This window comes from Streptomyces hilarionis, from assembly GCF_024539675.1.
Classification (GTDB): Bacteria; Actinomycetota; Actinomycetes; order Streptomycetales; family Streptomycetaceae; genus Streptomyces; species Streptomyces hilarionis.
In genome coordinates, this window is sequence record NZ_JAHHIT010000141.1 from 1 (window position 1) to 24,089 (window position 24,089).

At 74.0% G+C, this 24,089-nt stretch carries 22 protein-coding genes; 12 read left to right on the plus strand and 10 right to left on the minus strand.

Features of this window, described 5'->3' with window-relative positions:
• Window positions 1-195: 195 nt before the first annotated feature.
• Window positions 196-960 (plus strand): bestrophin-like domain, encoded by a 765-nt coding sequence (locus KMS84_RS29100; protein WP_256919449.1) that lies wholly within the window; start codon window positions 196-198, stop codon window positions 958-960.
• A gap of 239 nt (window positions 961-1,199) precedes the next feature.
• Entirely contained in the window at window positions 1,200-1,739 is a 540-nt protein-coding gene (locus KMS84_RS29105; protein ID WP_256919450.1) for a hypothetical protein, read from the plus strand.
• A gap of 106 nt (window positions 1,740-1,845) precedes the next feature.
• Here KMS84_RS29105 and KMS84_RS29110 read toward each other — a convergent pair whose 3' ends face one another.
• Window positions 1,846-2,352 carry a hypothetical protein gene (locus tag KMS84_RS29110; protein ID WP_256919451.1) on the minus strand — a complete coding sequence of 169 codons (507 nt, stop codon included), beginning with the start codon at window positions 2,350-2,352 and terminating at the stop codon, window positions 1,846-1,848.
• 333 nt (window positions 2,353-2,685) lie between these two features.
• Here KMS84_RS29110 and KMS84_RS29115 point away from each other — a divergent pair, with 333 nt between their 5' ends.
• Complete coding sequence (locus tag KMS84_RS29115) at window positions 2,686-3,357, plus strand: class F sortase (protein WP_256919452.1); 672 nt, start codon at window positions 2,686-2,688, stop codon at window positions 3,355-3,357.
• 33 nt (window positions 3,358-3,390) lie between these two features.
• On the opposite strand, the gene KMS84_RS29120 is transcribed toward KMS84_RS29115, so the two are convergent.
• Together KMS84_RS29120 and lysX are read right to left on the minus strand one after the other, a co-directional pair.
• The gene (locus KMS84_RS29120; protein ID WP_256919453.1) at window positions 3,391-4,230 is read right to left on the minus strand and encodes a polysaccharide deacetylase family protein; all 840 of its coding nucleotides are present in this window, start codon (window positions 4,228-4,230) and stop codon (window positions 3,391-3,393) included.
• Between the two features lie 101 nt (window positions 4,231-4,331).
• Window positions 4,332-7,613: a bifunctional lysylphosphatidylglycerol synthetase/lysine--tRNA ligase LysX gene (gene lysX, locus KMS84_RS29125; RefSeq protein ID WP_256919454.1), complete on the minus strand. Its 3,282-nt coding sequence runs from the start codon at window positions 7,611-7,613 to the stop codon at window positions 4,332-4,334.
• An 87-nt stretch (window positions 7,614-7,700) separates the two neighbouring features.
• Between lysX and KMS84_RS29130 the strand changes: the two genes are divergently transcribed.
• Window positions 7,701-8,174 (plus strand): universal stress protein, encoded by a 474-nt coding sequence (locus KMS84_RS29130; protein WP_256919455.1) that lies wholly within the window; start codon window positions 7,701-7,703, stop codon window positions 8,172-8,174.
• A 75-nt stretch (window positions 8,175-8,249) separates the two neighbouring features.
• Here the strand turns inward: KMS84_RS29130 and KMS84_RS29135 are convergent, their stop codons facing one another.
• Window positions 8,250-9,425, minus strand: coding sequence for a CapA family protein (locus KMS84_RS29135; protein WP_256919456.1), 1,176 nt, complete (start codon window positions 9,423-9,425; stop codon window positions 8,250-8,252).
• A gap of 222 nt (window positions 9,426-9,647) precedes the next feature.
• Here KMS84_RS29135 and KMS84_RS29140 point away from each other — a divergent pair, with 222 nt between their 5' ends.
• The 5 genes from KMS84_RS29140 (at window position 9,648) to KMS84_RS29160 (ending at window position 14,025) form a co-directional block, all read left to right on the plus strand.
• Entirely contained in the window at window positions 9,648-10,196 is a 549-nt protein-coding gene (locus KMS84_RS29140) for a sigma-70 family RNA polymerase sigma factor (protein WP_256919457.1), read from the plus strand.
• A 136-nt stretch (window positions 10,197-10,332) separates the two neighbouring features.
• Window positions 10,333-10,845 (plus strand): hypothetical protein, encoded by a 513-nt coding sequence (locus tag KMS84_RS29145; RefSeq protein WP_256919458.1) that lies wholly within the window; start codon window positions 10,333-10,335, stop codon window positions 10,843-10,845.
• 141 nt (window positions 10,846-10,986) lie between these two features.
• The gene (locus KMS84_RS29150; RefSeq protein ID WP_256919459.1) at window positions 10,987-11,646 is read left to right on the plus strand and encodes a zf-HC2 domain-containing protein; all 660 of its coding nucleotides are present in this window, start codon (window positions 10,987-10,989) and stop codon (window positions 11,644-11,646) included.
• Window positions 11,647-11,806: 160 nt separating this feature from the next.
• Window positions 11,807-12,199, plus strand: coding sequence for a hypothetical protein (locus tag KMS84_RS29155; protein WP_256919460.1), 393 nt, complete (start codon window positions 11,807-11,809; stop codon window positions 12,197-12,199).
• On the plus strand, window positions 12,196-14,025 hold the full coding sequence (locus KMS84_RS29160) for a caspase family protein (RefSeq protein ID WP_256919461.1): 1,830 nt from the start codon (window positions 12,196-12,198) through the stop codon (window positions 14,023-14,025). Before KMS84_RS29155 ends, KMS84_RS29160 begins: the two co-directional genes overlap by 4 nt.
• On the opposite strand, the gene KMS84_RS29165 is transcribed toward KMS84_RS29160, so the two are convergent.
• The 3 genes from KMS84_RS29165 to KMS84_RS29175 all read right to left on the minus strand — a co-directional run bounded on the left by KMS84_RS29165 (window position 14,026) and on the right by KMS84_RS29175 (window position 17,483).
• Window positions 14,026-14,889 (minus strand): Fpg/Nei family DNA glycosylase, encoded by an 864-nt coding sequence (locus KMS84_RS29165; RefSeq protein ID WP_256919462.1) that lies wholly within the window; start codon window positions 14,887-14,889, stop codon window positions 14,026-14,028.
• A gap of 60 nt (window positions 14,890-14,949) precedes the next feature.
• The gene (locus KMS84_RS29170; RefSeq protein ID WP_256919463.1) at window positions 14,950-17,055 is read right to left on the minus strand and encodes a SpoIIE family protein phosphatase; all 2,106 of its coding nucleotides are present in this window, start codon (window positions 17,053-17,055) and stop codon (window positions 14,950-14,952) included.
• Between the two features lie 62 nt (window positions 17,056-17,117).
• Window positions 17,118-17,483 carry a hypothetical protein gene (locus KMS84_RS29175; protein ID WP_256919464.1) on the minus strand — a complete coding sequence of 122 codons (366 nt, stop codon included), beginning with the start codon at window positions 17,481-17,483 and terminating at the stop codon, window positions 17,118-17,120.
• Between the two features lie 138 nt (window positions 17,484-17,621).
• On the opposite strand from KMS84_RS29175, the gene KMS84_RS29180 reads away from it, so the two are divergent.
• Window positions 17,622-19,043, plus strand: coding sequence for a lipase maturation factor family protein (locus tag KMS84_RS29180; RefSeq protein WP_256919465.1), 1,422 nt, complete (start codon window positions 17,622-17,624; stop codon window positions 19,041-19,043).
• On the opposite strand, the gene KMS84_RS29185 is transcribed toward KMS84_RS29180, so the two are convergent.
• From KMS84_RS29185 to KMS84_RS29195, 3 genes are read right to left on the minus strand one after another with little or no spacing between them, the layout of a single operon-like run.
• On the minus strand, window positions 19,031-19,855 hold the full coding sequence (locus KMS84_RS29185; RefSeq protein WP_256919466.1) for an amidohydrolase family protein: 825 nt from the start codon (window positions 19,853-19,855) through the stop codon (window positions 19,031-19,033). The genes KMS84_RS29180 and KMS84_RS29185 overlap by 13 nt on opposite strands.
• Window positions 19,852-20,835, minus strand: a complete 984-nt coding sequence (locus tag KMS84_RS29190; RefSeq protein ID WP_256919467.1) for an aldo/keto reductase — start codon at window positions 20,833-20,835, stop codon at window positions 19,852-19,854. Before KMS84_RS29190 ends, KMS84_RS29185 begins: the two co-directional genes overlap by 4 nt.
• On the minus strand, window positions 20,832-21,590 hold the full coding sequence (locus KMS84_RS29195) for an SDR family NAD(P)-dependent oxidoreductase (RefSeq protein ID WP_256919468.1): 759 nt from the start codon (window positions 21,588-21,590) through the stop codon (window positions 20,832-20,834). Before KMS84_RS29195 ends, KMS84_RS29190 begins: the two co-directional genes overlap by 4 nt.
• A gap of 157 nt (window positions 21,591-21,747) precedes the next feature.
• On the opposite strand from KMS84_RS29195, the gene KMS84_RS29200 reads away from it, so the two are divergent.
• Together KMS84_RS29200 and KMS84_RS29205 are read left to right on the plus strand one after the other, a co-directional pair.
• Window positions 21,748-22,464 (plus strand): FadR/GntR family transcriptional regulator, encoded by a 717-nt coding sequence (locus KMS84_RS29200; RefSeq protein ID WP_256919469.1) that lies wholly within the window; start codon window positions 21,748-21,750, stop codon window positions 22,462-22,464.
• Window positions 22,465-22,671: 207 nt separating this feature from the next.
• Entirely contained in the window at window positions 22,672-24,015 is a 1,344-nt protein-coding gene (locus KMS84_RS29205; RefSeq protein WP_256919470.1) for an amidase, read from the plus strand.
• Window positions 24,016-24,089: the final 74 nt, after the last annotated feature.

Below are 24,089 nucleotides of genomic sequence, written 5' to 3' on the forward strand. Positions count from 1 at the left end.
CCCGCGCCGAAACCCCGCCCCGCCCCGCGCCCCTCCCCGCTCCCGGTGAGTTATCCGGCGTACCACGCCTCGCCGCACCCGCGGTCGGTCGGCGGTGGCCAGTCGCCGGTCACCTACGTCCTGCTCATCACCGTGCCCGCGGTGATCGCCGTCGCCGCGCTGCGGCCGCGCTAACGCCGATCCAGGAGGCATCTCTTGCCGGAATGGCTTGTTCTCACCCTCGCGATGCTCGCCGCCTGCGCGGTGGTGGTCGTCGTCACCCTCGTACGGCACCGCAGGGCGCCCGAGGACGAGGACCCCTCCGAGACCCCCGACGTCATCGAGTACATGACGATGTGGATCGGCGTGGTGTACGCCATCGTCCTGGGGCTGGCCATCGCGGGCGTGTGGGAGGCGCGCAGCGTCGCCCAGGACCACGTCCAGGCGGAGGCCCAGGCGCTGCACGAGATCTCGGAGCGGGTGCGGGTCTACCCGCCCGCGGTCCGCGACCGCATTCGGGCGGATGTCAACGCCTATGTCGGACACGTCGTCGACGTCGAGTGGAAGAAGATGGCCGACGACGGCGAGGTGACGCCGCGCGGCGACGAGTTGCTCCAGAAGGTGCGGGCGGACGTCACCGACTACGAGCCGGCGTCGGACTTCCAGGCGCAGGCCTACCAGCCGCTGCTCGACCAGATGGCCGCGGCCGACCAGGCGCGTCACGCCCGCGCCGACTCGACCGGGGCGACCATGCCGGGCGTGGTGTGGTTCGGGCTGCTCGCCGGGGCCGTCATCACCATCGGCATGGTCTTCGCGCTGCAGATCCGGCGCACGACCCGCGAACTGGTCCTGGCGGGGCTGTTCTCCGCCCTCATCGCGTTCCTGCTCTTCCTGATCTGGGACTTCGACGCCCCCTACAGCCGGGGCGTGACCGCGTCGGCGGAACCGTTCCTCAATCTGTTCCCCGGCATCGGCAGCTGAGCCGGCCGGGGCGCGCGTCCGCCCGCTCGCGCTCCCCGCGCCCGGGGGACGGCCGCCACGCCGCCGCCGTCCCCCGGGCGCAGCAACGGTTTCCCCCGGGCAGCCCACAACCGTGCCCCGTTCGCACTACTGCGATCGCGGGCACTCACGCATGTTCCTAGCGTTTCGGACATCGAGGCGCATCGACGACGTGAGCGGAAAAGGTCCGCAGCTGCTCCTCGGGGACCGGAGGATCCACCATGCGCGCGATACGCGTCGCCTCGGCCGCACTCCTGGGCGCCACCGCCCTGGCCTTCTCCGCATCGGCCGCCGTGGCGAGCGACGACGACGGCCACTACGTCATGTCCAACGGCTACAGCCTGCTGCCCTCGACCGTCGCGCCGGGCGGCGAGGTCGCCGTGCAGGTGGACCGCGAGGTCAGCGGCTGCCGGAGCTCCGTGACGGTGTCCTCGGGCGTGTTCGACACCGTCGTCGTCCCGAGGAGGTCGACGTCGGCCGTGGCCACCGTCGACCGGGACGCCAGACCGGGCGCGTCGTACCGGGTGACGTTCACCTGTGGCGGCGTCAGCGCGGTCAAGGAGCTGACCATCTCGGGCGGCCGGCCGGCCGACGTCACCCCGGCGCCCCGTCCCGTCCCGCGGGGCGTGCACGCCGGCGAGGGCGGCAGCGTCGCGGGATTCGACCTGCGGGAGATCGGGGTGGGCGCCCTGCTCATCGCGGGTTCGATGGCCGCCGCGTACCGCTTCGCGCGCCGTCGCGGCGTGGAGGACGGCGGCTGACGGCCGGCGCCGCGCCCTGCGCAGGACTTCGCCCCGGATCCCCGAAGGGACCGGGGCGAAGTCCTGCGCCGTGTGCGGCCCTCGACGGGCCCGGACGCGAGGGGCGTCAGATGCGGCGCTCGGCGCGGCGACGCATCCAGAACAGTCCGCCGCCCACCACGGCCGCCGCGACGAGCCCGCCGCCGATGGCCATGTCGGTCGGGGTCGCGCCCGTGCCGACGCTGCCGCCGAGGCCGCCGCGGACACCGCCGATGACGGTGAAGGCGTTCGGGCGGGTGAGGGTCCTGCCGGAGCAGTTGACGGTGATGTCGTACGGGCCGGGACGGGCGTTCGCGTTGATGGTGGCCGTGCCCTTGGCGGTCTGGTTGGCGCCGTTGATCGGCGTCAGGCCGGCCTGTGTGAACGCGGGCGAGGTCATGGAGCCGCCGGCGGGGCAGCCGTCGACGGTGACGGTGATCTGGCCGCCCCGTGCGATGACGCTGGGCAGCACGACGATGTTGCTCGGGTTGGCGCCCATGCCGTCGCGGGCGACGGCGGCGGGGGCGGCGAGTCCGAGGGCGGCGACCGCGGCGGCGGAGACCGCCGAGGCGGCCAGAACGCGAGTGGTGGGCATGTGATCCTCCGCGGAAGGCGCCCCGGGGCCCGTCCCCGGCATGTCGGCGAGAAAGCGCCTCCCGGAAAGACCCTCAGATGCCGTGCGCGCGCCCGCATTTCGGCGCTGGTCCGTCCTGGTGAGAGGACACGCCGGGCGCCGTGCGCGCAATCGGACATAGCCGCAGGTCACGGACCGTCAGAAAATTCCTCGCGCCGTCAACTCGGATGGCGCACCGCGCGGGACGGGGGCCACCCGTTCGCCGTCGCCCCGTCGCCGGTTCGCGCCGTCGCGCTTAGCGTTCTCGTATGCGCGAAAGGACGGGGCGACGGCCGCGTCGAAAGGGGATGGCGAATGTCTGCGTACGAGCTGTCCGAGGCGGCGGAAGAGGAGGAGCGGCAGAGGAAGCGCGCCCCCTGGGGCGTGATAGCGCTTGTTCTGCTGACGGGTCTCGCGCTGATCCGCAACGGGTCGGGTGAGTTCGACGTCGGTCCGCCGCAGCCCGCCGCGGCGGCGGCCGCGGACGGCCGCACCGCCGGCGGCGTCCTCGGCCGCGCCCCGACCCCGCTGGCCTACGCCGAGCCGGACCGGGTGCGGATCCCGGCCATCCGGGTGGACGCGCCGGTCATGGCGGTCGGTCTGGACGCGGACGGCTGGGTCGGCGCCCCGCCGCCGGAGGACCCGAACCTGGCCGGCTGGTTCACCGGCGGCGTCTCGCCGGGCGAGAAGGGCACGGCGGTCGTCGTCGGCCATGTCGACAACAAGCTCGGCCCCGCCGTGTTCTACGGGCTCGGGGCGCTGAAGAAGGGCAACCGCGTCGAGGTGTCCCGCAAGGACGGCAGAACCGCGGTCTTCGAGATCTACGGCATCGAGGTCTTCGAGAAGAGCAACTTCCCGGGCGACCGCGTGTACGCCTCCAAGGGCGCTCCCGAGCTGCGGGTCATCACCTGCGGCGGCGGTTTCTCGAAGGCCAACGGGTACGAGGGGAACGTCGTCGCCTTCGCCCGCCTGGTCGAGGTCCGCTGAGCGGGGCCGGGACCGGGCGGGCGGGCCGCGGGATCAGGCGTACTGCCGCCGGGGCACGGTGATGTGGTAGCCGGAGTCCAGCAGGTGCGGGAGATAGCCGCGCAGCGCCCGCACACTCTGCGAGCGGTCGCCGCCGGCGTCGTGCGAGAGCACCACGACGCCGGGGGCGGCCCCCTTCTCGACCCGGTCCACGATGACGCCGGCGCCCGGGGTGGTCCAGTCGAGGGTGTCGACCGTCCAGGCGAGCGGCTCCATGCCCAGCTCGGAGCCGAACTCGAAGGCGGCGCGGTTCCAGGCGCCGTAGGGGGCCCGGAACCAGCGCGGCCGCTCTCCGTACCCCTCCTCGATGACGTCGCTGGTGCGGGCCATCTCGGAGTGGATCCGACGGCGGGTGAGGCGCGTCAGCAGGGGGTGCGACCAGGTGTGGTTGCCGACGACGTGGCCCTCGTCGGCCATCCGTGCCAGCAGTTCCCGGTTGTCGACGGCCATCTCCCCGCACACGAAGAACATCGCGCGCACGTCGTACTCGGCCAGGGTGTCGAGGATGCGGGGGGTGTAGCGGGGGTCGGGGCCGTCGTCGAAGGTGAGCACCATGGTGCGGCCGCGGCCGGTCATGCTCAGCAGCGGCTCGTGGCGCACCGGCGTACGGCCCGGGGCGGTGGGCGGCGGACCGTAGCCGGTCAGGGGCTGGAGGCGGTAGGCGGAGGGTTTCAGCGGGAGGCTGCGCGCCGGGGCGCCCGCGGCGGGTGCGGCGGCCCGGACCGGCTCGCCGTCCTCGCCCCACCCGATCACTGTGGCCGTGCCGGCCGCTGCCGCGGCGGCGGCGCCGGCGAGCAACGCCCGGCGGCGCGTGAACAACTGCTCCTTCTTCATGCAGTCATCAGTCGCCCGGCGGGCCTTCGACCCACCCCGGCGACACCGGTTGGGCGGCACGATTCCACCCGCCCGGCGCAGCGGCGGGCCGCCGGACGGCGTCAGCGGTGGCGCACCAGCGGGAACGGCAGGGTCTCGCGGATCGTGAGGCCGGTGAGGAACATGACCAGGCGGTCGACGCCGATGCCGAGGCCGCCGGTCGGGGGCATGGCGTACTCCAGGGCGTCGAGGAAGTCCTCGTCGAGCTCCATCGCCTCGGGGTCGCCGCCCGCGGCCAGCAGGGACTGCTCCGTCAGCCGGCGACGCTGCTCGACGGGGTCGGTCAACTCGGAGTAGGCGGTGCCGAGTTCCGTGCCGAAGGCGACCAGGTCCCAGCGTTCGGCGAGGCGCGGGTCGACGCGGTGCTGCCGGGTGAGGGGCGAGACGTCGGTGGGGAAGTCCTTGTAGAAGGTCGGGAGCAGGGTCTTCTCCTCGACGAGGCGTTCGTACATCTCCAGGACGACGTCGCCGTGGCCGTCGTCGGCGGTGTAGGGGACGCCGGCGCGGTCGCAGTGCCGGTGCAGGACCGTCAGGGGGGAGTCGGCGTCGACCTCCTCGCCGAGCGCCTCGGAGATCGCGCCGTAGACGGTCCTGACCGGCCACTGCCCCGAGATGTCGTACTCCCGGCCGTCCTTGCGGGCGACCGGTGAGCCGAAGGCGGCCGTGGCCGCGCCCTGGATCAGCTCGCGGGCCAGGTGGAGCATCTCGTCGTAGTCGGCGTAGGCCTGGTAGGCCTCCAGCATCGTGAACTCGGGGTTGTGCTTGTAGGAGACGCCCTCGTTGCGGAAGGTGCGGCCCATCTCGAAGACCTTCTCCAGGCCGCCGACGCACAGCCGTTTGAGGTACAGCTCGGGCGCGATGCGCAGGTAGAGGTCGAGGTCGTAGGCGTTGATGTGGGTGGTGAAGGGGCGGGCGTTGGCGCCGCCGTGGATCTGCTGGAGCATCGGCGTCTCGACCTCGAGGTAGCCGCGCTCCAGCAGTCCCCCGCGCAGGGCCTGTATGGCGCTGGAGCGGGCCCGCACCACGTCGCGGGCGGCGGGGCTGGAGACCAGGTCGAGGTAGCGCATGCGGACCTTCGCCTCGGGGTCGGTGAGGCCGCGGCGTTTGTCGGGCAGCGGGCGCAGGCACTTGGCGGTGAGCTGCCAGGAGGCGACGAACACGGTGGGTTCGCCCTTGTCGCTGGTTCCCGCCGTGCCCGCCGCGCAGAGGTGGTCGCCGAGGTCGGTGTCGGCGCGGAAGGCGTCGAGGGCCTCGCGGGTGAGGGTCTCGCGGGTGAGGGCGAGCTGGTGGTCGCCGGACCAGTCGCGCAGGGTCACGAAGACGATGCCCCCGAAGTCGCGGACGCGCATGACGCGGCCGGCGACGGTGACCGTCTCGCCGGCGCGCACCTCGGCGAGGGCGTGGGTGCGGGGCGGGACGCCGACGGGATAGGGGTCCACGCCGTCGGCGCGCAGCCGGTCGAGGGTGCGGTGCCGGACGCGGACCTGCTCGGGCAGGCCCGCGTCCGGCCCGGCGGGTCCGGCCTCGTCCCCTCCGTCGAGGCCGAGTGCCGCGGTGGGCGGCAGGCCCTCGGTGGTGGCGGGGCGCGGCCCGCCCGTGGAGCGCCGTCGGCCCCACAGCTTGCGCAGGGAGGGCACCGCGACGAAGCCCTCGGCGATGCCGGAGGCGAGGCCCACCCGGGCGAGGGAGCCCGCGTCGGCGTAGCAGAGGAAGCGGGGGTACCACTGCGGCCGGTACTTGGCGTTGGACCGGTAGAGGGCCTCCAGCTGCCACCACCGGGAGAAGAACAGCAGCAGCCGCCGCCACAGGCGCAGGACGGGCCCGGCGCCGATGCGGGCGCCCTCCTCGAAGGCCGAGCGGAAGACGGCGAAGTTCAGCGAGATGCGGCGCACGCCGAGCTTGGGGGCGGCGGCGCACAGGTCGGCGACCATGAACTCCATGACGCCGTTGGGGGCGGAGCGGTCCCGGCGCATCAGGTCCAGGGAGACGCCGTCGGCGCCCCAGGGGACGAACGAGAGCAGGGCGAGCAGGCGGCCGTTCTCGTCGAGGGCCTCCACGAGGAGGCAGTCGCCGTCGGCGGGGTCGCCGAGGCGGTCCAGGGCCATGGAGAAGCCGCGTTCGGTCTCGGTGTCGCGCCAGGCGTCGGCGCGGTCGACGACCTCCTCCATCTCCTGTTCGGTGAGGTCGCGGTGGCGGCGGATCCGGCAGGCGGCGCCGGTGCGGCGCACCCGGTTGACGGCCTGCCGGGTGACCCGCATCTCGCGGCCGCCGAGGTCGAAGGAGGCGACGTGCACGATGGCCTCGTCGCCGAGTTGCAGGGCGCCGAGGCCGACCCGGGCGAAGGCCTTGGCGCCGTCCTCGGAGGCGCCCATGACCGCGGGCGCCCAGGCGTAGCGGCGGGCCGCTGCCAGCCAGGCGTCGATGGCGTGCGGCCAGGCCTCGCGGTCGCCGACCGGGTCGCCGCTGGCCAGGCAGACGCCCGCCTCGACGCGGTAGGTGACGGCGGCCTTGCCGCTGGGCGAGAAGACGACGGCCTTGTCGCGCCGGGTGGCGAAGTAGCCGAGGGAGTCCTGGCCGCCGTAGGCCCGCAGCAGGGCGCGGATGCGGGGCTCCTCGTCGCCGTGCAGGGCCGCTTCCATGCGCTGGGAGCGGAAGAGGACGGCGGCGGCGTTGAGGAGGGCGAGGGCGCCGAAGAGGCCGAGCAGGAAGTACAGGGCGCGCGGCGGACGGCCGTCGAAGGAGCCCGCGGAGACGAGGCCGCCCAGGACCCGGTTGGCGGCCCAGGCGAGATGCTGGCCGGCCGGGAGCGTGCCCGGGAACAGCACGACCAGGCCCCAGCCGACGAGCATCGCCAGGACGAGCCCGGCGAGCAGGACGGCGAGCGCCCGCCGCAGGGCCGCGCGGCGGGAGGCGGCGTAGAACTCCCGTCGGGCGACGACCAACAGGCCCAGCGCGAGCCCGCACACCACGAGGGAGGGGACCGACTGGGCGTACAGGCCGACGACCACGCCGAGGACGTCGGTGAGGACGAGCAGTCCGAGGTAGACGACCACCAGCCACCAGGCGACCTTCTTGCGGGCGGCGGTGGCCGCGGCCAGCAGCAGCAGGAAGACGGCGTAGGCGAGGTTGGCGCTGACCGGGACGATGAGCAGGTCGAGGAAGCGGACGACCGGGCGCAGCAGGCGGCGCAGCGGCGGGACCAGGGCCAGCAGGACGCACAGCAGGGCGAGGGCCCCGAAGAACGTCGCGAAGGCTTCGGGCACCCGGCTGAGGAAACGGTTCGCGGCCCGCCGGGGCGGGCCCGCGGCGCCCTCGGTCGTGGCGGTCTCCGCGGGGGCACTCATGTCTCGACTGTAGGAACACCTGGGGCCGCCCGCCCGTCGAGCGGCCCGCGCACGGGCCGGGCCCGGGGCTTCCGATAGCCTCTGGCCGTGACGGAACAGCACGCGCGGCAGCCGGCCCACCAGTTCGAGCGGGGCACCGACGGCCCCAAGGTCGTCCTCGTGGGGGTGGACGGCTCCGCGTCCTCTCTGCGGGCCGCGGCCTACGCGGGCGGTCTGGCCCGCCGCCAGCACGCCCTGCTCGCGGTGGTGTACGTGCAGCCGGTGATGGCGGCGGGCGCGGCGCTCGGCGCTCCCGTCGCGGAGACGACCGACGCGATCGCCGAGGATCTGGTCGCGCAGATCCGGGAGGCCACCGAGCGGACCCGGGGGATATTCGACGTGCGCTGGGAGTTCCACACCTTCCGCGGCGACCCCTACGGCGGCCTGGCGAAGGCGGCGGACCAGCTCAAGGCGGACGCCGTGGTGGTGGGCGCCTCCGAACAGGCCGGGCACCGGATCGTGGGATCCGTGGCGGTGCGGCTGGTGAAGGCGGGGCGCTGGCCGGTGACCGTGGTTCCGTAGCGAACGCCGCGGGCGGCGCCCCCGGCGGGCGCCGCGCCGGCGGCCCGCCGGGGGCGCCGCCCGGGCCGCCCGAGATCACCGTCCGCCGGTCACCAGCCCGGCCGCGGCCGCGCCGCGGCCGAGGGTGACGTTCCTGATCCGGTCGCGCACGCCCGCGACTTCGGCGCCCTGGGCGAGGGCCCGGTCGAGGTCGACCGCGCGGCCGGCGTCGATGTCGAACATCTGGGGCAGGACCTCCGCCCTGCGCACCTGCCAGCGTCCGCCGGGGCGGGCGGGCCGGGCGAAGGTGAAGCGGGCGACGGTCGACTGGGTTCCGCGGGCGTCCTGTAGGCCCTGGCTGTTGAACATCTCGCCCGCGATCTGGTCGCCCAGGCCGTAGACCACCCAGGTGCCGTTGACCTTCTCGTAGGCCTGGGGGACGTGGGCCCCGGAGCCGACGATCAGGTCGATGTCGGGGCGGCCGCGGGTGCGGGAGGCCGTGAGGGCCCGGGCCAGGGAGAGCTGGCGGTCGTCGGGGGCATCCTGCCACGCGGTTCCCCAGTGCAGGGAGACGACGACCACGTCGGCGCCCGCCTTCCGGGCGGCCTTGGCGTCGGCGAGGATGCGGTCCCGGTCGGCGAGGCCGACGGTCCAGGGCTGCCCCTGCGGAGGCGGGTGGCCGGCGGTGTCGCCGGTGTAGGCGAGGTGGGCGACGCGCGCCGGACCGGCGCGCAGCAGCGTGACCGCGTTGCCCTCGGCCTCGGTGCGCGCGGTGCCCGCGTGGCGCACGCCCGCGGCGTCCAGCGCGTCGAGGGTGCGCCGTACGCCGGCGGCGCCGTCGTCCAGGCTGTGGTCGGAGGCGGTGGCGCAGCTGTCGTAGCCGGTGGCGGCGAGCGCTGCGGCGATCTCCGGCGGGGTCGTGGGGGCCGTGGAGGCGGGCTGGTCGCCGGGGGCGCCGAGGACCGTGTCCAGGTGGCACAGGGCCAGGTCCGCGGCGGACACGACGGGTTTCGCGCCCTCGAAGGCGGGGCGGAAGTCGTATCCGGCGCCGCCGGCGTCGAAGCGGGCGCGGTCGACGACCGTGGCGTGCGGGAGGATGTCGCCGGACGTCACGAGGGTGAAGGCGCGGGCGGCGGCCGGGGCGGGGTGTCCGGGCGGACCGGCCGGCCGGTGGCCGGGGTCGGCCGACGGGTGGTCGTGGGCCTGGCAGGCGGCGGCCGACGTGAGCAGCGCCGTCAGGGCCAGGGCCACCTGATGTCTGCGGGCGAGCACCGGATCACCCCGATTCGGATGGGTTGTCATATTTACGCACGTATCACTACTAGTCCATCGACGGCGGTGGACCGCTCCGGCACTCCCTTCGTCCAGGACCGATGCCCGCGATCGGCGTAGCCCGGACCGTTCGTCGAACCGTTCGTCGACGCGATCGACCGTCCGCCGCAGAGCGGCGTGCACGCCCTGTCCCGATCCGGCCCCTTGCGGTGCCATACGCCCATGACCGCCGGAACCGCCCTCACCGCCAGGACGACGACCGCCGAACACGAACTCGCCGCACTGCAACGCGAACACGGCCGCCCCCTGTTCGCCCTGCTGCTGCGCCTGTGCGACGGCGACCGCCAGCGCGCCGAGGACCTGGTCCAGGAGACGCTGGTGCGCGCCTGGCAGCATCCCGAGGCGCTGCGCGCCGACGCCTTCGACTCCGTACGCCCCTGGCTGCTCACCGTGGGCCGCCGGCTGGCGATCGACGCGCGGCGGGCCCGGCAGGCCCGGCCGCCCGAGGTCGGGGACGCCGTCCTGGAGAACGCGCCCGTCTGCGCCGACCACGCCGAGCGGGCGGCCGCCGCCCTCGACGTGCGCGAGGCTGTGAAGACACTCACTCCGCAACACCGTGAAGTCCTGGTGCTGGTGTATTTCCGAGGGGCGAGTGTGGCGGAGGCCGCCGAGGCGCTCGGAATTCCGCCCGGTACCGTGAAGTCGCGCGCTTACTACGCGCTGCGCGCCCTGCGCAGAGTGCTTCCGGGATACGCGGCCGACCTGCACTGAAACCGACGATCGGGTCAAGCCTCCGTAAAGCGCCTTGCCGTGGACCCCCTTCGGGTAATCGGGTGTCCTTATCCGTGTTGCGGACTGGGGTCCCGGCAACGGGCGACGCGCAAGCACCGGAGGAAGGCAGGAAGGGATGCTGCACAGAGGTCACCAGAGCACGGACGGCACCGGCGGCGGTGAACTCACCGTTCCCATGGCCTGGTTGTACGCCGAGTACATCGCCGACGAACTGCTGCGGACCGGCGATCTCATGCCGCCGACGTCCTTCGAGTTCCGCGCCGGGCGCGACGCCCTGGCACTGACGATCTTCCTCTCCGACACCGACGGGGAGCTGTCCGGGATCCGGGTCGTCACTCAGCTGGAGACCTGGCTTTCGCTCACGGCGTACGACCAGCCGTGGCAGAACTGGGTCGAGGAACGTATGTCTCAACTGAAGGTCGAAGCGGCTCAGTTGGACGGCCCCTCCCCCGATCTCGAACTGGCGGCCGCGGCCTGGCGCTGGCTGGAGGAGACCGAGCTGCTCGCCCCCGACCTCAACGCGGTGCCGGGCGGTTCCCCGGTCGGCGAGGACGACGGACCCAAGGTCTGGACGCCCGCCTGGCAGCTCGGACTGCCCCTCGGGCACCTGGCGATTCATCTTTTTTAGATTCGGACCAATCCGCGGGGCCGACCGCTCCGAATATCCGGGTCACGATTCGGTACGTGGCTTGAGTGATTCGGCGGCCCGGTGCGTACCGGTGGGAGCAAGGAGTAACCCCACTGGCACTCAACGGCACGAGGTTTCGGCATGAGGTCCCTGGAAAGGCATCGCGACGTCGGCGCGTACGCGCTCGGCGTGCTGGACGAAGCGGAAGCCTTCCGCTTCGAGGACCACCTCATGGAGTGTCCTCAGTGTGCGGCGCAGGTCACCGAGTTCGGCCCCACCGCGCGTCAGATGATGCTCTACCGGCGCGCGACCCCGCGCACCGTGCACCCCTTCGCCGGCCCCGGCCCGCAGCTGCTGGACCGGCTGCTCGCCGAGGTGGCGGCCCGGCACCGGGCCGTACGCCGACGGGTGCTCTACGCGGTGGCGGCCTCCGTGGTCATCGCCCTGACGGCCCCCGTGCTGGCCATGGCCGCGGGCGGCGCCGGCGGCGGCGAGAGCGCCGTGCGGGTCGCCGCCACGGACGAGAAGTCCGGCGTGTGGGCGCAGGTCACCACGGAGAACGAGACGTGGGGCAGCCATGTGGAGCTCCAGGTCAAGGACGGCGCGGGCCCCCGCTCCTGCCGACTGATCGCCATCGGCGCCGACGGCTCCGAGCAGACCGTCACCAGCTGGAACGTGCCCCGGCACGACGCCCGCCCCAACACCGTCCAGGGCTCGGCCGCCTGGCACCCCGAGGAGATCGTCGCCTACGAGCTGCGCACGGCGACGGGCGAGCACCTGGTGACGCTGAAGTCGGACTGACCCCGCCCCGGAGCACGGCCCGGGACCGAGGCGGACGACCCGCGGACGTGATGTGCGACCGTGCGGCGCACGGCGGAAAATTGACGTACCAGCGGACGCGGAGCCACCGACCGTCCGACTCCGCGCCGCCCCCGTGGTACGACCGGAAGGGGGCCGCACGGTGGAGAAGACCCTCCAGATCCTCGTGGCCGAGGACGGCGCGGACGCCGAGGACATCGCGGAACTGACCGGCTACCTGCGCGAGGAACTGCTGCGGCTCGACGTCGACGACGTGACGTCGATGCCCGGCGAGGAGCCCCCGCCCGGCGCCAGGGTCGTGGAGGTCGCCGCCGTCGGGGCGCTGCTGGTGAGTCTGGGCAGCACGGTCACCGGGCTCAGACAGGTCCTGGACGCGATCCGCGAGTGGCGCGGCCGCTGCCGGGAGTCCCGGCCCTCGTTGCACCTGTCCCTCGACGGCGACGTGCTGGAACTGTCGGAGGCGACCGACGAGCAGGTCACCCAGGCGTTCGACGTCTTCCTCCAGCGTCACTCGACGGCCGGAGCCCCGCCATGACGAACCCCAGACACGCGCTGATCATCGCCAACGACCGCTACTCCGACCAGGGGCTGAAACAGCTCAAGGCGCCCGCCCAGGACGCCACCGCCCTCGCCGGGGTGCTGCACGACCCGCAGATCGGCGACTTCGAGGTGGACGTCCTGCGCAACGCGCCGGCCGACACCATGCGACGGCGCGTCCAGGGCTTCTTCAGCGACCGCCGACGTGACGACACCCTGGTGCTGCACTTCTCCTGCCACGGACTCAAGAGCGAGTCCGGCGAGCTGTACTTCGCCGCCAGCGACACCGAGCCGCGGCTGCTGGACGCCACCGCGATCCCCGCCCAGTTCGTCCGCGGCTGCATGTCCCGGACCCGCGCCGGGCGCACCGTCCTGTTCCTCGACTGCTGCTACGGCGGCGCCTTCTCCCGCGGCTCGGCGTCCGTGCGCGCGACCGGGGACGTCAACGTCCTGGAGTCCTTCACGAGGGACAGGCCGCCCGGCGGACGGGGCTGGGCCGTCATCACGGCCTCGAACTCCATGGAGTTCGCCTTCGAGGGCGACGAACTCGCCGAGAACGCGGCCCCGCGGCCCTCGGTGTTCACGCACGCGGTTGTGCAGGGGCTGGAGACCGGCGAGGCCGACCTCGACGCCGACGGGGAGGTGTCCCTGGACGACCTCTACGAGTACGTCTTCGAACACGTGCAGGAGCAGAACCCGAACCAGACGCCGAGCAAGACGGTGGAGATGCAGGGTGAACTGCACCTCGCGCACAACAGACGGGGCCGCATCAAGATCGCCGCCCATCCCTCGCCGCCCTCCCTGCTCGCCGCCGTCCACAGCGACAACGCCTTCACCCGCCAGGGCGCGGTGCTGGAGCTGCGCTCCCGCCTGCACAACGAGTCCCTGCCGCTGGCGGAGGGGGCGCGCCAGGCCCTGGAGGAGGTCGCGAGCAACGACATCCGGCAGATAGCGGACGAGGCGTGCCGCGCGCTGCGCGACATCCGTCTGGCGCCCTCCGTGGACCGCCTGGACTTCGGGCTGGTCCCCAAGGGCTCGCCCCTCCAGGAGAAGTCGGTGACCATGAACGGCCCGCCGCTGGCCCGTCACTGCGTGGCGCAGCCCACCCAGCCCTGGCTGCGGGTCGAACCGACCGCGAACGGCTTCACGGTCCGCGTCGACACGAACGCCGAGGGACGCCTGTCCGGCGACGTCACGCTCAAGGGCGTGGCCGACGAGGCGGTCGTCCACGTCGAGGCGGTGGTGGGTCCGGCGAGCGAGTCCGAGCCCTCCGACGACACCACCGGGACCTCGAACGGCGCCGCCCAGGACCGGGACACCGTCGTCGTCGAACCCTCCGGCGGCAGACCGGCCGGCCGCACGACCGCCACGACGGGCGAGAACAGCGCCCAGGGGACGGGCGACGGACCGGGGCGGACCGGGCCGCAGCCGGGCCGTGCCGCCCTCCCGTCGCACCGCGCGTCCGCCCTCGCCGGCGCGGCCCTCGCCCTCGCCGCCACCGCGGCCGTCACCGTGGTCCTGAGCATCCAGGGGATCGTGGCGGCCGCCCTCGAACGGAGCGGGCAGGGCGGCGACCTCGATCACTACGTCCACCGGCACGGTGTGCTGCCCCTGCTGACCGTCACCCTGATCACGGCCGTACTGGCCCTCGTCGCCGGCGCGTTCGCCCGTCGCGACCTGGAGACCCTGGACAGACGTGACGCGGAACCGGCGGTCCACGGCACCCGAAGCATGACGTCGGTCGCCAAGGGTCTGGCGGTCCCGGCCCTGATCATGGCCGTGATCGTTCTGATCGGGTACCTGATCGCCGCGCCCCAGGCATGACTACTTCAGCAGACGCGACAGCCGCCGGTCCGCCAGCGGTCTGCCGCCCGTCTGGCAGGTGGGGCAGTACTGCAACGAGGAATCGCTGAACGAGACCTCCCTGACGGTGTCGCCGCAGACCGGACAGGGCTCGCCGGTGCGGCCGTGGACGCGCAGGCCGCTCTTCTTCTCCGCCTTCAGACGCCCCGCCGCCAGCCCGCGCGAGCGTTCGACCGCGTCGGCGAGCGTGGTGCGCAGGGCCTCGTAGAGGGCGCGGGTCTCCTCCGGGGTCAGGGACGACGCCAGTTTGAACGGGGACATCCGCGCCGCGTGCAGGATCTCGTCGCTGTAGGCGTTGCCGACGCCCGCGATCAGGCCCTGGTCGCGCAGGGCCCCCTTCAGGCGGCGGCGCTCGCCCGCGAGCAGCGCGGCGAAGCGCGCCTCGTCGAAGTCGTCGGCGAGCGGATCGGGCCCGAGCCGGGCGACGCCGGGGACCTCCTGGGGATCGCGGACCACGTACACGGCGAGCCGCTTCTGGGTGCCGGCCTCGGTCAGGTCGAAGCCCTCCCCCGTCTCCAGGGCGACCCGAAGGGCCAGGGGCCCCTTGCCCGGGCGGGGCGGGCCGTCGGGGAGGCGGTCCCTCCAGTGCAGCCAGCCGGCGCGGGCCAGATGGGCGACGAGGTGCGGGCCGTCGCCCGTCGCCAGGTCGAGGAACTTGCCGTGCCGGCGCACCGCGGTCACCGGCCGGCCCTCCAGGGCGGTGACCGGCGGGTCGTACGTCTTCAGCACGCTGATCGCGACGGGCAGCACCCGCACGATGTCGTGACCGACCGCCTGCTCGGCCAGGAAGTCCTTGAGCGCTTCGACCTCGGGAAGTTCCGGCATACGTCCAGAGTGCCACCGGGGACGGACATCGCCCCGCGGGGAGCGCGTGACGCGGGGCCGTCAGGGCGAGGGCGCCACCGCGAACTCGCACCACACGCACTTGCCGCCGCCGCGGGCCTCCACGCCCCAGACGTCGGCGAGCAGGTCCACCAGCATCAGCCCCCGTCCGGAGACCCCGGACTCGCCCGCCTCGCGGCGGCGCGGCAGCGCGCTGGAGGAGTCCTCCACCTCGACGCGCAGCCGGCGCTCACCGCCGGTGAGGGCCCGCAGCGTGACGATCGCCGCGCCCTCGGTGTGCATGAGCGCGTTGGTGATCAGTTCGTCCGCGACGAGTTCGATCTCGTCGGAGCGGTCCCGGGCGCCCCAGGCGCGCACCGCGGCACGGATCATGTGCCGCGCCTCGGACAGGGCCTCCGGATCGCCCGGCGCGACGTGCTGCTGGAGACGGTTGCCCGTGTGCGTGCCGTCCGGTCCGCGCCGGCGCAGCAGGAGCAGGGCGACGTCGTCGTCCCCGCCCCGCTCCTCGGCGACCTCGATGAGCCGGTCGGCCAGTCCGCGCACGTCGGCGGGGCCCGCGGAGATGGACGCGGCCAGGGCGAGCATGCCGTCGTCGAGGTCGGCGCCGGGCTGTTCGACGAGCCCGTCGGTGCACAGCAGCAGCGTGTGGCCCGGGTCGAGCTCGATGGTGCCCACCGGGTACTCCAGGCTGCCGAACTCGGCGGACAGCCCGAGCGGCAGCCCGCCGGGCACCTCGACGCGCCGGCAGGAGCCGTCGGGAGCGCGCAGCAGGGGGTCGATGTGCCCGGCCCGCACCACCTGGACGACTCCGGTGGCCAGGTCGACCTCGGCGTAGAGGCAGGTGGCGAAGCGGTCGGTGTCCAGTTCGTGCAGGAAGCCGGAGGCGCGGGCCATCACGGTGGCCGGGGTGTGTCCCTCGGCTGCGTAGGCCCTGAGCACGATGCGCAGCTGGCCCATGACGGCGGCCGCGTGGGTGTCGTGGCCCTGCACGTCGCCGATGACGGCGCCGACACGGCCTCCTCCGGAGGGGGCGCCCCCGGGCAGCGGGATCAGGTCGTACCAGTCGCCGCCGATGTCGCGGCCGAGCGATCCGCCGATGGTGGCCGCCCGGTAGCGGACGGCGACGTCGACGCCGGGCACGCTGGGGATCGTGCGCGGCAGCATGGCCTCCTGGAGGCCCTGGGCGATGTCCTTCTCCTGCTCGTAGAACATGGCCCGTTGCAGGCTCTGCGCGATGCTGCTGCCCAGCGCGACGAGGATGTTGCGCTCCTCGGGCGTGAAGCCGCGCCGGTCGCTGTAGAGCAGGCCCATGGCGCCGATCGGCCGGGCCTGCACGATGAGCGGCAGATAGGCGGCCGAGGTGATCTTCAGGCCGGTCAGGTGCGGCCACAGCACGGGGTAGCCGCGGGCGAACTCGTCCGGCGACTCGATGAAGCGGGGGGTGAGGGTGCGCACGACCTCGCTCATCGGGTAGGGCTCGTCGATCCGGGTGACGAGGGTGCCGGGCACGAAACTGCCCTCGGGGCCCTCGGCGATCAGCCGGATCCGGCCGGCCTCGACCAGGCCCATGACGAGGCTGGTGGCGCCGAGATGGGTGAGCCCCTGGGTGTCCTTGAGGACGTCGATGACGTCCTGCACGGTGCGGGCGTGCGCCAGCGCCGCCGTGGTGAGCTGGACGACGTTGGTCTGGTCGCGGCGCGCTTCGTCCGGGGTGTCCTCGTCGCGGCGGGCGGCGAGGTCGTCGAGTTCGTCGGTCGCGTCGCGCACGATGCCGACGATGCGACGCGGACGGCCGGTGCCGTCGCGTCGGATGTAGCCCTGGGTGTGGGTCCAGCGCAGGTCGCCGCCGCGCAGCCGCATACGGAAGTAGGCGCCGTAGTTCTCGCTGCCGTCCTTGATCGCCTGGGCGACCAGGGCGTCCAGGCGGATGGCCTCGTTGGGCGGGACCCGCACGCCGAGGGAGGCCGGATCGCCGTCGTACTCCTCGGGGCGGATGTCGAAGATCTCGTGGGCCCGGGCGTCCATGTGGAACAGCCCGGAGTCCAGGTCCCAGTCGAAACTGCCCATGCGGTTGAGCGCCAGGATCGGATCCGGGTGGGCGGGCCAGTCGTCCGGGAGTGACAGGGCACTCGCTCCCCGATCAGCCATGGGGCCACCTTGCCAGGGTTCGTCCGATTCTTCGACCGGGGAGCGCGGGCCCGCGGCCACGGTCAGCCGAGGACGGTGTCGGCGGGGCTGCCGAAGATGGGGTCGGACGGGTCGAGCGCGTCGGACTCGTCCGGCCCGTCGGGGACCAGCCCGCCGCCGTCGGGCAGGTCGGGGACCTCCGGGACGCTCTCCGGGCCGACGGCGTCCGGGTCGGCGCCGCGGTCGAGGTCGGACCCGGGTTCCGGGTCGCCGTCGGTGTCCGAGAGGTCGGTGAGGGGGTCGGCGAACAGGACGCGCCCCTGCGCCGCCGGGAGGACGGCCTTCGGGCCCGGCATCGTGTACTTCGCTTCCTCACCGGCGCGGCCGGCGACGAGGAGCGCCGCCGAGAGCGCGCAGGCGGTGAGGACGGTGGCAAGGGGTAGTCGCACCACGTTCTCCCGCATCGACTCGGTCCGCCCCGGTGGGGGGATTCGCCCACTATTGTCTGCTTCACCCGTACCGGTCACGCAAGCGGAGCGCACGATCACGCAGGGCGACAGGGCGGCGGAGAGGAGGAGCGCACGGCCGTGGACTGGTTCACCGCACCCGAGTACGGGCTGAGCCGACTGGTCTTCCAGCGCGGCCTGGCCGGGGTGTACCTCGTCGCGTTCACGACGGCGGCCCGGCAGTTCCGCCCGCTGCTCGGCGAACGCGGGATGCTGCCGATCCCCCGGTTCGTGCGGCGCACGCCCTTCCGGCGGGCCCCGAGCCTGTTCCACCTGCGCTACTCCGACCGGCTGTTCGCCGTGTGCGCCTGGACGGGCTGCGCGGTGTCGGCGGCGCTGCTCGCGGGCGCGGACTCCCTCGTGCCGCTGTGGGCGGCGATGGCGCTGTGGCTGGCGCCGTGGGCGCTGTACCTGTCGATCGTGAACGTGGGGCAGACCTGGTACGGGTTCGGCTGGGAGTCCCTGCTGCTGGAGACGGGCTTCCTCGCCGTGTTCCTCGGCAACGACGAGGTGGCCCCGCCCGTCGTCGTGCTCTTCCTGCTGCGCTGGATCCTGTTCCGGGTCGAGTTCGGCGCGGGCCTGATCAAGATGCGCGGCGACGCCTGCTGGCGCGAGCTCACCTGCCTCTACCACCACCACGAGACCCAGCCCATGCCCGGCCCGCTGAGCCGGTACTTCCACCGGCTGCCCAAGCCGTTGCACCGCGTCGAGGCGGCCGCCAACCACGTCACCCAACTCGTCGTGCCGTTCCTGCTGTTCGCCCCGCAGCCGGTCGCGACGGCGGCCGCGGCCGCGATGATCGCCACCCAGCTGTGGCTGGTGCTGTCGGGCAACTTCGCCTGGCTGAACTGGATCACCGTCGTGCTGGCCGTGCCCGCGCTCGCCCTGCCGGGCGGGCGCCGCACGGCCCCCGCCGCACCCGTGTGGTTCGAGGCCGTGGTCCTGGCCACGGCCTCGCTGCTGCTGTTCCTGAGCTACCGCCCGGTGGTCAACATGCTCTCCCGCCGCCAGGTGATGAACCGCTCCTTCGACCCCCTGCACCTGGTCAACACCTACGGCGCGTTCGGCAGCGTCAGCCGGATCCGCTACGAGGTGGTGGTCGAGGGCACGCTCGACGACGTGCCGCGCGAGGACTCCGACTGGCGGGAGTACGAGTTCCGGGGCAAGCCCGGCGATCCCCGCCGCAGGCCGCGCCAGTTCGCCCCCTACCACCTGCGCCTGGACTGGATGATGTGGTTCGCGGCGCTCTCCCCCGCGTACGCCGGGGCGTGGTTCGCCGCCCTGGTGGAGCGGCTGCTGGAGAACGACCGCGACACGCTGCGGCTGCTGCGCCGCTCCCCGTTCCCGCCCGGCCGGCCGCCCCGGCACGTCCGCGCCCGCCTGTTCCGCTACCGGTACAGCACCCGGCGGGAGCTGCGGGAGACGGGCGCGTGGTGGCAGCGGACGTACGTGCGCGAATACCTGCCGCCGACCCGGCTCGACCGGACGGCTCAGAGGCCGTAGACCCGCACCGCGGTGGTCTCGAGGATCCGCTCGTGCTCGCTCGGATCCGTCAGACGCCGTGCGACGTCGAGGACCTGGGCGTACGAGGCGGTGGGCGTGCACACCGGCCAGTCCGAGCCGAACATGAGGCGGTCCGGGCCGAACGCCTCCCGCACGACGTCGGCGTACGGGCGCAGACCGTCCAGGGTCCAGGGCCCGGGGCCGGCCTCGGTGACCAGGCCGGAGAGCTTGCAGACCGTGTGCGGCAGCGCGGCCAGGGCCCTGACCGCACGCGCCCAGGGATCCAGCGCCCCGGAGGCGACGGGCGGCTTGCCCAGGTGGTCCAGGACGAAGGTGAGCCCGGGCAGCGACCTGGCGGCCTCGACGCAGGCCGGCAGCTGGTGGGGCAGCACCACGAGGTCGTACACGAGCCCCGCGTCGGCGACGGCGGCGAGACCGCGCAGCACGTCCGCCCGCAGCAGCCACCGCGGGTCCGGCTCGCCCTGGACCTGGTGGCGGACGCCCTTGAGGAGACGGCCGCCGGGGAGCTCCCGCAGCCGGGCCAGTTCGTCGGCGACGTCCGGGCGGGTGAGGTCGGTCCAGCCGACGACCCCCGCGATCAGGTCGTGCGTGCGGGCGAGGGCGAGGAGCTCGGGGGTCTCGTCGGCCACGGCGACCGTCTGGACGAGGACCGTGCGGTCGACGCCGGCCGCGCGGGCCTCGGTCGCCAGCTCCTCCACGGCGAAGTCCCGCCGCAGCGCGCTGTCCCGGGCGATCCAGTCCTGGTCGCGCACCGACAGGTCCCACACGTGGTGATGGGCGTCGACGGTCATCGGGGCCGCTCCGCCGGTTCGCGCGCGGGCAGCAGTCCGCTCTCCCGCAGCTCCTCCCAGAGCGCGTCGGGGACGGGGACGGCGAACTGCTCGGCGCAGTCCGCGGCTTCGGCGGCCGAGCGCGCCCCGACCAGGACGCTCGCGACCGCCGGATGGGCGGCGCAGAAAGCCAGCGCGGCGGCGCGCAGGGGGACGCCGTGCCGGTCGGCGATCCCCTTCATGCGCAGGGCCCTCTCCAGCAGGCCGGCGGGCGCGCGTGCGTAGTCGTACGTCGCTCCGGGCCTCGGGTCCGCCAGCAGGCCCGAGTTGAAGGCGCCGCCGACGACCACCGACACGCCTCGTGCGCGGGCGGCGGGGAGCAGGTCGACGCCGGCGCGCTGGTCGAGCAGCGTGTACCGGCCGGCGCACAGGACCACGTCGACGTCGGTGTCCCGCACGAAGCGGGTGAGCATCTCCGCCTGGTTCATGCCCGCGCCGATCGCCCCCACCACCCCTTCCGAGCGCAGCCTCTCCAGGGCCGGATAGCCCTCGCGGAAGGCCTGTTCGGCGTGGTCGTCGGGGTCGTGGAGATACACGACGTCGACGCGGTCGAGGCCGAGGCGCTCCAGCGAGGCGTCCAGGGAGCGGCGCACGCCGTCGGCGCTGAAGTCCCACACCCGGCGGTGGGCGGCGGGCACCGCGAAGCCGTCGGCGAGGTCGTCGCCGTGGGGCGGGTCCACGGGTTCCAGGCGGCGGCCCACCTTCGTGGAGACCGTGTACCGGGCGCGCGGGAAGTCCCGCAGGGCGGCGCCCAGACGCCGTTCGGACAGGCCGAGACCGTAGTGCGGCGCGGTGTCGAAGTAGCGCACCCCCCGCCGCCAGGCGGCGGTCACGGTGTCGTGGGCCTGCTCGTCGGTGATCGCGGCGAAGAGGTTGCCGAGGGGAGCAGCGCCGAGGCCCAGGGCGCTGACCTGGACGCCGCTGCGGCCGAGGCCGGTCACCTGGGGCCCGCCGGACGCAGCCGCAGTCCCTGCATGCCGCCGTCGACGGCGAGCGAGGTGCCGGTGGTGGCGCCGGACAGAGGGCTCGCCAGGTAGGCGATGGCGCCGGCGACCTCGGCCGCGCCGACCAGGCGGCCGGTGGGCTGGCGGGCCTCCAGCGCGGCACGTTCGGCGGCCGGGTCGGCTGCCGAGCCGAGCAGCCGGCCGACCCACGGGGTGTCGACGGTGCCGGGGTTGACGCAGTTGACGCGGATGCCCTCGCGGACGTGGTCGGCGGCCATGGCGAGGGTCAGCGCGTACACCGCGCCCTTGGTCGCGCTGTAGAGGGCGCGTTGCGGCAGGCCGACGGTGGCCGCGATGGAACAGGTGTTGACGACGGCGGCGTGCGCGGAGCGCCTCAGGTGCGGCAGTGCGGCGCGGGACGTGCGGACCATCCCGACGACGTTGACGTCGAGGACGCGGTGCCATTCGGCGTCGTCGTTGTCCTCGACGGTGCCGAGGGCGCCGATGCCCGCGTTGTTGACCAGCACGTCGAGCCCGCCGAGGTCGGCCACGGCGGCCGCGACCGCTTCGCGCACGCAGGCGTCGTCGCCGACGTCGGCCCGGTAGCCGAGCAGCGGCTTCTCGACGCCCGACGGGTCGAGGTCGAGGACGGCCACCCGGGCGCCGCGCTCGGCCAGGAGCTGTGCGGTCGTGCGGCCGATGCCGGAGGCGCCCCCCGTCACCAGGGCCGTCAGCCCTTCGAAGTCGCTCACGCCGTCTTCTCCCTCCGGGGCGGTGGATGCCGCATATTTATCAGACCACTTCCCTGCGGCGACACCCCCCGGATAGCGTTTTCGCCAGGTTCACGGCTCAAGTGGTCCGACCACTTCGGTGGCTGGGCCGTGGCGCACCGGCGACAGGAGAGGCCACGTGGAAGACACCCCGGCCGGCACGACGGCCGCCCCGAGGGGCACCGTGACGCAGCGCGCGATCGAGCGGATCAAGGCGATGATCGGCGACGGCCTGCTGGAGCCGGGCCAGCGGCTGCCGACCGAGCGCGATCTCGCGGCCCAGCTGGGCATCTCCCGCAGTTCGATGCGCGAGGCGATCCGGGCGCTCACGGTCCTGGGCGTGCTGGAGGCCCGGCACGGCTCGGGCATCTACGTCACCCAGCTCAGGGCCGGGGACCTCCTGGAGACCTTCGGCGTGGTCGCCGACCTGTCGCGCGGGGCGCGGCTGGTGGAACTGCTGGAGGTGCGGCGGGTCCTGGAGTCGACGGCCGCCGCCCTGGCCGCGGCCCGGATCACCCCGGAGCAGCTGGCCCTCGTCGAAGGACATCTGACGGCGATGAACGCCACGGACGATCCGGAGGAGATCCTCGCGCACGACCTGGCCTTCCACCGCGCGATCGCCTCGGCCGCGGGCAACGAGACCATGGCGGCGATCCTGGAGGGCGTCTCCTCGCGCACCTTCCGCGCACGCGTGTGGCGCGGCTACCAGGAGGAGGGCGCCTTCGCCCGCACACGGCGCGAGCACGCCGCGATCCACCGCGCCCTGCTCGCCCGCGACCCGGAGGCCGCCCGCGCCGCGGCCGCCGCCCACGTGGGCGAGGTGGAGGAGTGGCTCAGAGCCCAGGTGGGCGCCTGAGCCCCGGGAACACCCTGCCGGGCCGGGCCCGGTGGGCCGGAGTTCGCGGGCGTGCCCGGGCGGGCTGAGGTGCGCGGGCGCGCGCGAGGTCGACGCGGGCGGCCCGGCGGGGCAGAGTTCTCCCACGCACGCGCACGTACTCGCGAGTAGTGCGCAGCCGAACGCAAAGCACTGACGGACCCCCCTACAGATCCCCGAGGAGCTGCCGTGACCACCTGGGTCGGCCGGACCGCCGTCGAGATCGCCGCCGCCGTGCGCGCGAAAGAGGCCACGCCCCGCGAGGTGGTGACCGAGCACCTGGCGCGCATCGAACGGCTCGACGGGCGGATCGGCGCGTTCCGGGTGGTGCGCGCCGCGGCCGCGCTCGCCGAGGCGGACGAGGTGGCCGCCCGCGCCGACCTGGCCGAACTGCCGCTGGCGGGGGTGCCGTTGGCGGTCAAGGACAATCTCGGCGTGCGGGGCGAGTCGACCCGCGTCGGCTCGGCCGCGACACCGGACGTGCCGGCCGGCGCCGACCATGTCACCGTGGCCCGGCTGCGAGCGGCCGGCGCGGTCGTCGTCGGCCTGACCAACGTGCCCGAGCTGTGCGTCTTCGGCACCACGGAGGGCGTCCACGGCACGGCCCGCAATCCCTGGGACGTCTCCCGCACGGCGGGCGGCTCCTCCGGCGGCAGCGCGGCCGCGGTCGCCGCCGGGATGACGCCGATCGCCCTCGGCAACGACGGCATGGGCTCCCTGCGCATCCCGGCCGCCAACTGCGGGCTGGTGACGATCAAGCCGGGCCACGGGGTGGTGCCGGCCGGGATCGGCGACGGCGACTGGTTCGGGATGTCGGAGAACGGCCCGCTGGCCACCACGGTCGAGGACGCGCGGCTGATGCTGTCGGTCCTGGCCGGCGCCGAGGTCGCGGGGCCCGGTGAGCCCGGCGCGCTCAAGGTCGCCGTCTCGGTGCGCAGTCCGCTGGCCGGGGTCGCGGTGAGCCGGCCCTACAGGGACGCGGCCCGGGAGGCGGCGGGGGTGCTCGTCCGGGCGGGCCATCACGTGGAGCGGGCCGAGCCGCCCTATCCGCTGTCGCTCGGCGTCACGGCGCTCGCGCACTGGACGGCGGGCACGGCCGTGGACGCCGGGAGCCTGGACGCCCGGCTGCTGACCCGGCGCACCCGGGTGCACGCGGCCGTCGGCCGGCGCTTCGTGAGCGGGGTGCGCGGGGGTACGGCGCGGGAGGAGCTGCGCCACCGCCTGGAGCCGTTCTTCGCACGGTACGACGTGCTGCTCACTCCGGCGCTGGCCCGACGGTCGCCGAGGTCGGCGCCCTGGCACGAGCGGGGCTGGCTGCGCAACATCGCGGTGAACACGAACTACTCGCCGCTGACCCCGCCGTGGAACCTGACGGGCTGGCCGGCGATGTCCGTCCCCTTCGGAACGCTGCCCTCCGGCGCTCCCACCGCCGTGCAGCTGGTGGGCCGGCCGGGAAGCGAGGGCGAACTGCTGCGCCTGGCGGAGCAGTTGGAGAGCCTCCGGCCGTGGCGGCGCACCGCCCCGCTGGACTGAGCGAGGGCACCGGGGAGCCGGAGGTCGCGCGAGCGGCGGGGCCGGGTGAAGCGCCCGTTGTTCGAGAACGTCAC

What these genes read in the sequence shown, in the direction of transcription:
- KMS84_RS29105 (WP_256919450.1), top strand. Translation starts at nt 1,200, where the DNA reads ATGCGCGCGATACGCGTCGCCTCGGCCGCACTCCTGGGCGCCACCGCC.
- lysX (WP_256919454.1), bottom strand. Translation starts at nt 7,613, where the DNA reads ATGAGTGCCCCCGCGGAGACCGCCACGACCGAGGGCGCCGCGGGCCCG.
- KMS84_RS29140 (WP_256919457.1), top strand. Translation starts at nt 9,648, where the DNA reads ATGACCGCCGGAACCGCCCTCACCGCCAGGACGACGACCGCCGAACAC.
- KMS84_RS29115 (WP_256919452.1), top strand. Translation starts at nt 2,686, where the DNA reads ATGTCTGCGTACGAGCTGTCCGAGGCGGCGGAAGAGGAGGAGCGGCAG.
- KMS84_RS29110 (WP_256919451.1), bottom strand. Translation starts at nt 2,352, where the DNA reads ATGCCCACCACTCGCGTTCTGGCCGCCTCGGCGGTCTCCGCCGCCGCG.
- KMS84_RS29145 (WP_256919458.1), top strand. Translation starts at nt 10,333, where the DNA reads ATGCTGCACAGAGGTCACCAGAGCACGGACGGCACCGGCGGCGGTGAA.
- KMS84_RS29160 (WP_256919461.1), top strand. Translation starts at nt 12,196, where the DNA reads ATGACGAACCCCAGACACGCGCTGATCATCGCCAACGACCGCTACTCC.
- KMS84_RS29170 (WP_256919463.1), bottom strand. Translation starts at nt 17,055, where the DNA reads ATGGCTGATCGGGGAGCGAGTGCCCTGTCACTCCCGGACGACTGGCCC.
- KMS84_RS29150 (WP_256919459.1), top strand. Translation starts at nt 10,987, where the DNA reads ATGAGGTCCCTGGAAAGGCATCGCGACGTCGGCGCGTACGCGCTCGGC.
- KMS84_RS29120 (WP_256919453.1), bottom strand. Translation starts at nt 4,230, where the DNA reads ATGAAGAAGGAGCAGTTGTTCACGCGCCGCCGGGCGTTGCTCGCCGGC.
- KMS84_RS29185 (WP_256919466.1), bottom strand. Translation starts at nt 19,855, where the DNA reads ATGACCGTCGACGCCCATCACCACGTGTGGGACCTGTCGGTGCGCGAC.
- KMS84_RS29165 (WP_256919462.1), bottom strand. Translation starts at nt 14,889, where the DNA reads ATGCCGGAACTTCCCGAGGTCGAAGCGCTCAAGGACTTCCTGGCCGAG.